Raw genomic sequence first — 9793 nt, 5'->3', positions numbered from 1 at the left:
CGTTCACGATCTGCCGGATGGCCCGTAGAGGATGATCTTTTCGAACACGAGCCTCCAGATCCACATAGCTGAAGAGTTCGCCTGTCCTCACATCGCCGCCACGCATCCATCAGCTCCAAATCGCAATAAAGCGAGTGAATAACGACAGGAGCCTTGCGCCAATGCCTTTTTCAACAGCCTGCTAGACGTTGCGACCGAAATAGACGTCCACCGAGGCGATCCTGTCGCCCCTGAAGCGCATGACCTCCATGTTGCGGAATGCCCCGCCGTCATGCTTTTCGGCCCGGTAGCGTACCACGGCCTCGTCGTCCGCGATCTCAAGGTGCTCGATCTCGATCTCGCGAAATGGCGGCGGCTCGGGCCAGCAACGGCTGAAATAGGCAACGCGATCAATGTGATCGTCGCGCGGGCTGGAGAAGGTGAAATCCTCCGTCAGCATCCCGACCGCGATCTCCTTGCGGCCCTGAAGATAGGCATCGTAGAGCCCGCGAACGGTCTGCTCGCGCGATGTTTGCAGGGTGTCCATGGCACAAATCCTTTCGGCGTCAGTGGCCTCGCCCCAAAATCCGATTGCATTTTGCAATCGGATTTATAGCATCTCAAGCCCATTGCGGCAACTGCGGCACCACTGGCGGCTTGGAAAGTCTGCGGCGATGGTTCAAGATCATCGCCATCATCGACGACGGACGATTGCATGTCGGAAGCGCAAACCATATTGGAGCGGCTGCAGAAGCTTGCCGCCAAGGACAACCGCCCGCGGGCGTTGCCTGAGGTGGCGGAGCAGGTCTCCGCGCTCTTTACCTTCGTGACCCGCGAGCGCGAACGCATCGCCGGCTGCGCGTTTCCGCGCGCGTCGGTCGTCGTTATCGTCGAGGGTTCGAAGGAACTCGTGACCATGGGACGGCAGCTGCGCTTTGGCGCAGGCACCGTTCTGGTCTTGCCCGGCGGTTGGCGCGGCGATGTCGTCAATGACCCCGATCCTGCCAGCGGCGTCTACCGGGCGATCTTCATCGGCTTCCCCGACGAACTTGTCGCGCGGGCGGCTCGTTCGTTCCCGCCGCAGCGGGCGGTTCGGCCGATCGATTTGCCGCTCGACACGGTCCTTGCTGCCGCGATCCACCATGCCGGCGAGGGCCTGACGAGCGGGACGCTGCCTGCCCTGCTGATCGAACATCGCGTGATGGAGGTGTTGACGGTGCTTGGCATGCGCGGCGTCCTGCCGGTCAAGCCGAAGACAACGAGCGACGCCGTGCGCTCGCTCATCCGATGGCAGCCGGACAAGTCCTGGACCGCCCATGCGATCGCCGCCGAACTCGGCACCAGCAACGCGACGTTGCGGCGGCGGCTCACCGCGGAATCGACATCCCTGCGCGACCTGCTGACCGAGGTGCGCGTGGACCTTGCTGCAACACTGCTCTCGGAGGAAGGGATCTCGCTCCGCGAGGCGGCGCTTGCGGCCGGCTATCGCTCACCGCGACGCTTCGCCGAGCGCATGCGGGCCAGACAGCATGTGGCAAATGTTTGAGCTTTTCCGACAATTCTTTGAGCGTTTCTGCGCATCAGGCGATCACCGCGATTGTTAGAGCTGTCTCATCGAAAAGGAGACACGCTCATGCGTAAAACGATAACGGCAGCGACCCTCATTCTTGCTCTCGGCGCTATGCCGACCCTCGCCGCGGACTTGAAGATCACCTTCGAGAAGAGCGGCAAGGGAGGCACATTGCCGGAGGAGAACGCATCCTGCATCGCGGCCGGAGGCAAGCCAGCGGCTGGCAAGAACCAGAGCCCGGCCTTCTCCTGGTCGAAGGGACCGGCAGGCACGCGGTCTTATGCGCTTGCCATGACCGATCCGGATGTGCCGCAAGACCTCTCGCTGCTCAACAAGGACGGAACGGTGATCGCGCACGACCTGCCCCGGATGGAATTCACGCACTGGATCCTTGCGGACATCCCAGCCACGGTCACAAAGCTCGCCGAAGGAGCCGATGGCGACGGCTTGCCGCCGGGCGGATTGCCACTGGAGATGACCGAGCATGGCCGCCGCGGCCAGAATGGTTTCGCTGGGTTCTTGAAGGATGGTCCCTACGGCGGCTATATGGGCGCGTGCCCACCGTGGAACGATCTCCGCATCCATCGCTACCGCGTAACGGTCTATGCGCTCGATATCGACAGGCTCGCGCTACCCGACGCCTTCACCCGCGCCGATTTTCTTGCCGCCGCAAAGGGACATATCCTTGCCTCCGGCGCGGCTGAACTGACCTATACGATCAATGCAAAGGCCACGAAATGACCGATACCAAATGGGACGCAGCCGTTGTCGAGAGCGGCTCGATCTACTGGAAGCGTAATCTGGTCATTTCGCTGCTCGGCTCCTTCACGACGATTGTCGCGATGACGCTGCTGCTGCCTTTCCTGCCCCTCTATGTCGAGGAGCTTGGGGTCAGTAACCACGCGGCGATCGTGCAGTGGTCGGGCATCGCCTATGGCGCGACCTTTCTGGCCGCCGCCTTCGTGGCGCCGCTCTGGGGCCGGCTTGGCGATATCTACGGACGCAAGTTGATGCTGGTGCGCGCCAGCGCCGGGATGACGGTCGCGATCTCGCTGATGGGCATGGCTGACAACGTCTGGCAGCTGGTGGCGTTGCGCCTGTTCGTCGGCCTTGCGGGCGGCTATTCGTCCGGCTCGATGGTGCTGGTCGCGACGCAGACGCCGAAGGATCGATCCGCGTGGGCGCTCGGTGTACTCGCTTCCGGCATCATGGCCGGCAACCTCGTCGGGCCGCTGATCGGCGGCGCGCTGCCGCCATTGATCGGCATCCGCAACACCTTCCTCGCCGCCGGCGCGATGATTTTCGTGGCTTTCCTCACAACAACCTTTCTGATCAAGGAAGAGAAGTCCCCTGCCCGCAAGCAGGCCGCGAAGGCAAGCGGCGGCTGGGCCTCTATCCCCGACAAGGGTCCCGTCATTGCGATGCTCGCCACCGGCATGCTGCTGATGCTCGCCAACATGTCGATCGAGCCGATCATCACCGTCTACGTCGCGCAGCTGGCGGAAGATCCCGGCAGGGTAACGATGATTGCAGGCGTTGTCATGTCGGCGGCAGCGCTCGGGAGCATCCTATCGGCCTCGCGTCTCGGCAAGCTTGCCGACCGAATCGGCCACTGGCCGGTCATTGCGGGTGCCCTTGCGGTCGCCGGGTTACTGCTGATCCCGCAGGCATTCGTGACCAGTTCCTGGCAGCTGATCATCCTGCGCTTCCTGATGGGGATCGCGCTCGGCGGCCTTCTGCCCTGCATCTCCGCGGTTATCCGCCACAGCGTGCCTGATAGCGCGGCCGGCAGCATCCTCGGCCTGTCGGTCTCCTCGCAATATGTCGGCCAGGTCGCCGGCCCCGTGCTCGGCGGTTTCGTCGGCGGCCATATCGGCATGCGAGTGGTGTTCCTCGGAACCTGCGTGCTGCTGATCGCAGGCGCCGCCTACGCCTGGCTCGTGCGGCCGCACAATGCCGTTACGGCGCGCCGCAGATAAGCTCTACGCCGGAGCGCGCCAGTGCTTCCAGCGCCTCCCGGGTTTCCCCGGCGCGCGCCCGCACGGCCAGCGAGTGCATGATCGCCGAGGCCAACCGGGCCAATGCCTTCGGATCGGTCTTGTCCGGCAGCTCTCCGCGTTCAACCGCAAGAACGAGGCGTTCTTCTATCGCGCGGTCGAAATCGGCGAGGCTGCGGCCCAGCACGTCGCGCACGCGCTCGTGCTGGATGGCCTCGACGGCCGCGGTGCTGATCAAGAAGCAGCCGCGCGCCGCCGTATCGCCGTGAAGGTAGGTTGCAAGCGCGCGATCGTAGATCCGCGCCAGATTCTCGCGCACCTGCAAGGACGCATCCAGCGCCTCCTCGAGGACAACCATGCTGTCCATCCGGTAGCCCTCCAGCGCATCCAGATAGAGATCCTCCTTGTCGCCGAAGGCATTGTAGAGGCTCGGCCGATTGAGGCTCGTGGCGGCGCTCAGATTGTCCAGCGACGCCGCAGAAAATCCCCGGTCCCAGAAAACCTCACGCGCCTTGCCGATCGCCGCGCCCGCATCGAACGCGCGCGGACGGCCCCGCTTCTTCTCATCCTTCATATTTTGTACCGCTTCGCATTAAATTCTTGACCGATTTATTTTTATGCGAAACAGTACAAATGTCCAATGAATTGATACCGGCACGCCGATGCCGGTCTGCGGAGGAGGAAATCCGATGAAACTTTACATGCGCGCTGCCGCTTGTTCGCTCTCGCCGCATATCATTTGCCGCGAACTTGGAATCGATGTGGAACTGATCGCCGTCGACCCCGCGAACCACCGGGCAGAGAATGGTAGTGACTATCTTTCCATCAACGGCAACGGCTATGTGCCGGCCCTGATACTCGACGACGGCAAGGTGTTGACGGAGGGGCCGATCATTGCCCAGTTCCTTGCCGATAGCGCAGCCGAGGGAACATCGATGTTGCCGGCCGCCGGCACCTTCGAGCGCAGCCAGGTGCAATCCTACCTGAACTTCATAACCTCCGAGTTGCACAAGCCGATGGTTATGTTTTTCGATGCGGCTTATGCCGGCGCCCATGACCAGATCCGCGCCCTGCTCCTCAAACGATTGGAATGGCTGAGCAGCCGTATGGAAGGGCCCTACCTGACCGGCGAGAATTTCACCGTAGCCGATGCCTATCTCTTCGTCTGCCTGAACTGGTCACCATGGATCGCTATCGACCTCAGACAATGGCCGGCGCTTTCCGCTTTCATAAAGCGGGTTGGCGAACGGCCAAGGGTGAGAGAAGCGCTACGAGCCGAGCAACTGCTGGCCTTCGAACAGGACGGCGTCTTTTTCGCCCCAGAGGTCTATCTGGCCGCCGCCAACCGGACCGGCACGCCTGTCCTGCCCTGACTTCTTTCAGCGCTACGGAGGCCGGAGAGCTTACATCAAAAGGTAGTCCACCGGCACCGGGAGAGGCGGCAGGTCGGTCTCTCCCAGCGCTTCGCGCAGATTGATCTCGATCGTGTCGGCAAGGGCGCCGATCGGCAGCGCATTCGGCTGGTTGCCGAAGGGCGCTTCCAGCTCGTCGCCGAGCGCATCGAGGCCGAAGAAGGTGTAGGCGACCAGCGCCGTCGCAAAGGGCATGAACCAGCCGAGGACGTCGTCGAAGCCGAATGGCAACAGCAGGCAGAAGAGGTGCGCCGTGCGGTGCAGCAGCAGCGTGTAGCCGAACGGCACCGGTGTCCAGCGGATACGCTCACAGGAGGCCTGCGCCAGCGTCAGCTCTCCGAGCGTCTTGTCGAGTATCTGATAGGAGATGTCTGACAGCATGTCCTTGGCACGCAGATCGGCAAGCTCCCGGGAAATTTCCAGCGAAATCGCCTCCGGCGGCGTGCGGCTCGCGTGATAGCGGGTTTTCAGCTCAGGCGACAGCAGGCGTTCGACCTTTTCGCGGCCACTGCCAGCACGCAGATGCGGCACCAGCGACTGGATGAAGGCGATGACGAGCGTGACCAGGCGTCTGCGCGCTTCGGCCCCGGCCTCGCCATGCGCCGTTTCGAGGATCAGCGTCTGCCGCGCGAAGTGACGCGCCGAAAAGATCATCTGTCCCCACTGCTTGCGCGCCTCCCACCAGCGGTCATAGCAGGCGTTGTTGCGGAAGCCGAGGAAGATGGAGATCGCGATGCCGAGAAGCGCGAAAGGCGCACCGCTGAAAATCGGCAGGACACCCGGCCAGACGCTGTGGACGAGAACCACGAGCGAGGACAGGAAACCGGTCAGCAGGATCTGCGGAAAAACCTGCTTTATGATCGAACCGCGGAGAATGAAGAAGAGTTTAAGCAGGCTGGGACGGGGGCGCACGATCATGACGCGGGCTTCTCGGTCGTTCGAACAAAGAGATGTCGGCTCTCCTCCCTACAGCCGAGCGAATGGCCGCGGCAAGCGCGGCCATTGTATTCAGATCCGAGGCAACAGACTTAGCTGTCGCTTTCGCTGCGGCCGAAGGCCCAATCCATATAAAGTTCGAGCGCCTTGCGCGCGACCGGCCCTTGCTGGAAGTCGCGGCCATCGAGGCGATTGACGCCAACGACCTTGGAGTAATTGCCCGTCGTGAAGATCTCGTCGGCGTTCATGAAATCCTCGACCGAGAGCGTCACTTCCCGAACCTCGAAGCCCGCCTTGCGCAGCAGGCCGATGACGCGGGCGCGGGTGATGCCGGCAAGGAAGGTGCGGTTGGCGATCGGCGTCGCGACGATGCCGTCCTTGACCATGAAGATGTTGGAGGACGCCGTCTCCGCAACGTTGCCGTTCATGTCGCGCATCAGGGCATTGTCGAAACCACGGCTTTTGGCCTCGGCAATGGCACGGCCGCTGTTCGGATAGAGCGAGCCGGCCTTGGCATCCGTCATCGCCGTTTCCGGCGACGGGCGGCGATAGGGCGAGACGGTCAGCGAATTCGGCGCATTGTTGCCGAGCGGGGCTTCGAACAGGCAAAGGGCGAAGCGGGTGGATTCACCGTCGACGGTGACGACGCTGCCGGCCGAACCATGCTCGCCCCAATACATCGGCTTGATGTAAACAGGCGTCTTGCCGTCGAACCTCTTGATGCCTTCCCAGGCAAGCGCCTCGATCTCCTCAGCGGTCTTGACGGGCTTCAGACCCATGTTGATCGCCGAGCGATTGACGCGCTGGCAATGCCGGTCGAGATCCGGCGCGATGCCGTCGAACCAACGCGCCCCATCGAAGACCGTCGAGGCTAGCCACATGGCATGCGAGGTCGGCCCGATCAGCGGCGGATTGCCGGTGAGCCACTCTCCCTCGACGTAGGTCCAGGTGGTTGAACGGGGCGATGTGTCGACGGCCATGGGCATTCTCCTTGAAAAGTCCGAAGAGCAAAATCCCCGCGCGAAGAGCCGGTCAAGCGGAAATCCGCGGCCTGGAACCCTACGCAAGAAAATGGCGACGAGGCTTTCCAGGGCGTAATATTCGTGCGCGATCCCTTGCGCGCCATCGATGGGTATATCACGGAAAATCATGGATGGCGCGATTGGATGCGACACCGACGGCGTGGCATCATCCGTCGGAATCGCTGCGGCTGATAGGGAGTAAAATCGATGAAAGCCATATTCTACGACGCCTTTGAGAAGGCTCCCGAAATTCGCGCCCTGCCCGACCCCACGCCCAGCGAGGATGGCGTTGTCATTGCCGTCGGCGCGACCGGGCTCTGCCGCAGCGACTGGCACGGCTGGATGGGCCATGATCCTGATATCAAGCTGCCGCATGTGCCGGGCCATGAACTGGCCGGCAAGGTCGTCGCAACGGGCAAGGGCGTCGTGCGCTTCAAGGTCGGCGATCGCGTGACCGTACCCTTCGTGTCCGGCTGCGGCCATTGCGGCGAATGCCATTCCGGCAACCAGCAGGTCTGCCCGAACCAGTTCCAGCCCGGCTTCACGCATTGGGGTTCGTTTGCGGAATACGTGGCGATCGATTATGCCGACACCAACCTCGTGCACCTTCCCGAGAGCATCGACGATGCGACGGCGGCAAGCCTCGGCTGCCGCTTTGCGACGTCGTTTCGCGCCGTTGCCGACCAGGCGCGCACCGGTCCCGGCGAATGGATCGCCGTTCACGGCTGCGGGGGCGTCGGCCTATCGGCGATCATGATCGCAACGGCGCTTGGCGCCAACGCCATCGGTATCGATCTCTCCGACGAGAAGCTCGCCTTCGCGCGCGAGTGCGGCGCGGTGGCCACGATCAATGCGAAGAGCGTCGCCGATGTGGCGGAAGCGGTTCGCGAGATCACCAAGGGTGGCGCGCATGTCTCGATCGACGCGCTCGGCCACCCCGTCACCTGCTTCAACTCGATCAAGAACCTGCGCCGGCGCGGGCGGCATGTGCAGGTCGGCCTCATGGTCGGCGAATATGCGACACCGCAGATCCCGATGGCGCAGGTGATCGGCCACGAGCTGGAGATCTACGGCAGCCACGGCATGCAGGCCTGGCGCTACGATGCGATGCTGTCGATGCTGACGTCAGGCAAGATCGCGCCACAGAAGCTAATCGGCCGGCGCATCACGCTTCAAGAGGCGATCCCGGGCTTGATGACGCTGGATCAGGCCGAAGGAGTCGGGATCAGTGTCATCACGCAGTTCTGACGGCTCGACCGCAACCGACTTCAATCAAAACGAGTGCTGCAGTTTGTAGCGTTACTGTGGTTGCGATTCATATTGCAGCGCTGCAGGCCATCGCGGCGTCCATCGCCAAGGACAATGCAAAGGCTTCGGGGGAAGTCGCCAAACGCATTCTGGCGGCGCAGAGCGAGGGCCAGGAGAGTGCTGCAGCCTTAAACGGTAGGCGCCAATGCGGTGCCGGTAACCTGTCCTTGCTTCACGCTCGCCAAATTGAGGGCCAGCGTGACATCGTTGATGATCCCCAGGCGCGCCTCGATCACTGCAATTTTCTCGGGCGTATCGGCATTGAGTGCTTCGATGTCGATGAACAGCTGCTCGCAGCCCCCAGGTGTGACGGTCCCGAACATCTGGCCCGGCTCGTCGCTGATATTCCGCCAGCTGTGCTGGACATGCGGCCGCTCTCGGACGAAGAGAGCCGCAAAGGGGCGATACGCCGCACCGTCTTGATGCCGACAGGATCATTGCCCATATGCCGGCCGACGCTGAAAACGCCAACCACGACGGACTTGAAGCCAGTTGCCATTGACCTTGGAAAGGTCTAACGGGCTCGCCGCCAAGAAAAAGAAAAGCGAGACATGATGTCCAACTCATTTGTAAAAGCGCCTGCCCAGGCGAGCGCGAAGGTGTTCTTCGTGCTGGGCGATCGGATCGAGCGACGGGCTCGTCTGCAAGGAGCCTGGCTCAACATCTTCGACATTACCGTGCCGGCGGGCAGCCGGACGCCGCTGCACCGCCACGCCAGTCCCGAGGTCTTCAGGATCATCGAGGGTCGGCTGACGATCCGCCGCGCGACGGAGAACGGCATCGACGAGTTCGAGGCGACGACCGGCGACATCGTCCGCATCGAGGCGAACCAGCCCCACGCCTACTCCAATCCCGGCCCTCAGCCCGCCGTCTTCTCGGCTATCGTCGCCAGCGACATGGTGGAATTCCTAGAGGCAGCTGGCTCGAAGGAACCGCCGGAGGCGGCGCCGTCAGCGGAAACGCTGGACCGCATGAATGCCGCAGCCAACGCCCATGGGATCACCATATTGGCGGCCTGAGTCCTTTTGGTCTCCGCCCGAGACTATAGCTCGGGCGAGCCTCACCCGCTCCCTTAATAAATACTGTCATACAAAAACGATGGGCGATTTCGTACGCGGCCTCTTGCGTTCGCCGCCGTTCGTCGACTGTATTTGAGCTCGACGCCGACCGGTCGCGACGTAGGCGCGATGCGAGCGCGCACCCTGGAAGCTAATTTGTAAGGGAGGTGACATGAAAGAGGTCGCCTCCGGAGAGAACGGATCACTGCGAATGATTGAGGGACAGTCACACTTCCGGCCTTTCGGCTTATCCTGTTGGGGTTTTGCGGATCTCAACAAGGGAGTTGGAAGCATGACTGCCTCTTATGATTATCATATCGGCGTCGACTATCACAAATCCTACAGCCACCTGGTGGTCCAGGAGAGCGGTGGCAAGACGCTGCGCTCCGGCCGCGTGAAGAACGACCGCCAGTCGCTTGGCGGGTTTCTCGAACGCTACCGTCAGAACTCGCATGCGGTTGTCGAGGCGACCCGCAACTGGATGGTGATCTACGACTGGCTCGACGACATT

10 protein-coding genes and 2 pseudogenes are annotated in these 9793 nt (G+C 62.4%); 7 read left to right on the top strand and 5 right to left on the bottom strand.

Translation table 11 applies throughout. From position 1 onward, the window contains the following. Window positions 1-181: 181 nt before the first annotated feature. Window positions 182-526, bottom strand: coding sequence for a nuclear transport factor 2 family protein (locus tag C934_RS0130905; RefSeq protein ID WP_018860372.1), 345 nt, complete (start codon window positions 524-526; stop codon window positions 182-184). Window positions 527-694: 168 nt separating this feature from the next. Between C934_RS0130905 and C934_RS0130900 the strand changes: the two genes are divergently transcribed. From C934_RS0130900 to C934_RS0130890, 3 genes are all read left to right on the top strand, one after another. After that, a complete protein-coding gene (locus tag C934_RS0130900; RefSeq protein WP_018860371.1) occupies window positions 695-1525 on the top strand; it encodes a helix-turn-helix domain-containing protein in 831 nt (276 codons plus the stop codon). A gap of 87 nt (window positions 1526-1612) precedes the next feature. Beyond that, window positions 1613-2290 (top strand): YbhB/YbcL family Raf kinase inhibitor-like protein, encoded by a 678-nt coding sequence (locus C934_RS0130895; protein ID WP_018860370.1) that lies wholly within the window; start codon window positions 1613-1615, stop codon window positions 2288-2290. Further along, window positions 2287-3528 (top strand): multidrug efflux MFS transporter, encoded by a 1242-nt coding sequence (locus C934_RS0130890; protein ID WP_018860369.1) that lies wholly within the window; start codon window positions 2287-2289, stop codon window positions 3526-3528. The genes C934_RS0130895 and C934_RS0130890 overlap by 4 nt, the downstream gene beginning before the upstream one ends. Here C934_RS0130890 and C934_RS0130885 read toward each other — a convergent pair. Further along, on the bottom strand, window positions 3509-4120 hold the full coding sequence (locus C934_RS0130885; RefSeq protein ID WP_018860368.1) for a TetR/AcrR family transcriptional regulator: 612 nt from the start codon (window positions 4118-4120) through the stop codon (window positions 3509-3511). The genes C934_RS0130890 and C934_RS0130885 overlap by 20 nt on opposite strands. 115 nt (window positions 4121-4235) lie before the next feature. Between C934_RS0130885 and C934_RS0130880 the strand changes: the two genes are divergently transcribed. Next, entirely contained in the window at window positions 4236-4919 is a 684-nt protein-coding gene (locus C934_RS0130880; RefSeq protein ID WP_018860367.1) for a glutathione S-transferase N-terminal domain-containing protein, read from the top strand. Between the two features lie 30 nt (window positions 4920-4949). Here C934_RS0130880 and C934_RS0130875 read toward each other — a convergent pair whose 3' ends face one another. Together C934_RS0130875 and C934_RS0130870 are read right to left on the bottom strand one after the other, a co-directional pair. Continuing rightward, complete coding sequence (locus tag C934_RS0130875; RefSeq protein WP_018860366.1) at window positions 4950-5876, bottom strand: bestrophin family protein; 927 nt, start codon at window positions 5874-5876, stop codon at window positions 4950-4952. A 110-nt stretch (window positions 5877-5986) separates the two neighbouring features. Further along, on the bottom strand, window positions 5987-6874 hold the full coding sequence (locus C934_RS0130870; RefSeq protein WP_018860365.1) for a branched-chain amino acid aminotransferase: 888 nt from the start codon (window positions 6872-6874) through the stop codon (window positions 5987-5989). Window positions 6875-7123: 249 nt separating this feature from the next. Here C934_RS0130870 and C934_RS0130865 point away from each other — a divergent pair, with 249 nt between their 5' ends. After that, on the top strand, window positions 7124-8164 hold the full coding sequence (locus tag C934_RS0130865; protein WP_018860364.1) for a zinc-dependent alcohol dehydrogenase family protein: 1041 nt from the start codon (window positions 7124-7126) through the stop codon (window positions 8162-8164). Between the two features lie 188 nt (window positions 8165-8352). Here C934_RS0130865 and C934_RS34435 read toward each other — a convergent pair. After that, window positions 8353-8595: pseudogene (locus tag C934_RS34435) on the bottom strand (hypothetical protein); the annotation flags it as partial. 180 nt (window positions 8596-8775) lie between these two features. Here C934_RS34435 and C934_RS0130855 point away from each other — a divergent pair. Together C934_RS0130855 and C934_RS0130850 are read left to right on the top strand one after the other, a co-directional pair. Next, complete coding sequence (locus C934_RS0130855; RefSeq protein ID WP_018860362.1) at window positions 8776-9243, top strand: cupin domain-containing protein; 468 nt, start codon at window positions 8776-8778, stop codon at window positions 9241-9243. Window positions 9244-9574: 331 nt separating this feature from the next. Further along, window positions 9575-9793: pseudogene (locus C934_RS0130850) on the top strand (IS110 family transposase); the annotation flags it as partial.

The sequence above is a fragment of the Rhizobium sp. 42MFCr.1 genome (assembly GCF_000377185.1).
Taxonomy (GTDB): domain Bacteria; phylum Pseudomonadota; class Alphaproteobacteria; order Rhizobiales; family Rhizobiaceae; genus Rhizobium; species Rhizobium altiplani.
The sequence above is the reverse complement of the archived record's forward strand: the minus strand, read 5'-3'. Positions and strand labels throughout refer to the sequence as shown.

Bases quoted from the DNA above. Each gene is read 5' to 3' on its own strand.
- C934_RS0130900 (WP_018860371.1), top strand. From the start codon at position 695: ATGTCGGAAGCGCAAACCATATTGGAGCGGCTGCAGAAGCTTGCCGCC.
- C934_RS0130890 (WP_018860369.1), top strand. From the start codon at position 2,287: ATGACCGATACCAAATGGGACGCAGCCGTTGTCGAGAGCGGCTCGATC.
- C934_RS0130880 (WP_018860367.1), top strand. From the start codon at position 4,236: ATGAAACTTTACATGCGCGCTGCCGCTTGTTCGCTCTCGCCGCATATC.
- C934_RS0130905 (WP_018860372.1), bottom strand. From the start codon at position 526: ATGGACACCCTGCAAACATCGCGCGAGCAGACCGTTCGCGGGCTCTAC.
- C934_RS0130870 (WP_018860365.1), bottom strand. From the start codon at position 6,874: ATGGCCGTCGACACATCGCCCCGTTCAACCACCTGGACCTACGTCGAG.
- C934_RS0130875 (WP_018860366.1), bottom strand. From the start codon at position 5,876: ATGATCGTGCGCCCCCGTCCCAGCCTGCTTAAACTCTTCTTCATTCTC.
- C934_RS0130855 (WP_018860362.1), top strand. From the start codon at position 8,776: ATGATGTCCAACTCATTTGTAAAAGCGCCTGCCCAGGCGAGCGCGAAG.
- C934_RS0130895 (WP_018860370.1), top strand. From the start codon at position 1,613: ATGCGTAAAACGATAACGGCAGCGACCCTCATTCTTGCTCTCGGCGCT.
- C934_RS0130885 (WP_018860368.1), bottom strand. From the start codon at position 4,120: ATGAAGGATGAGAAGAAGCGGGGCCGTCCGCGCGCGTTCGATGCGGGC.
- C934_RS0130865 (WP_018860364.1), top strand. From the start codon at position 7,124: ATGAAAGCCATATTCTACGACGCCTTTGAGAAGGCTCCCGAAATTCGC.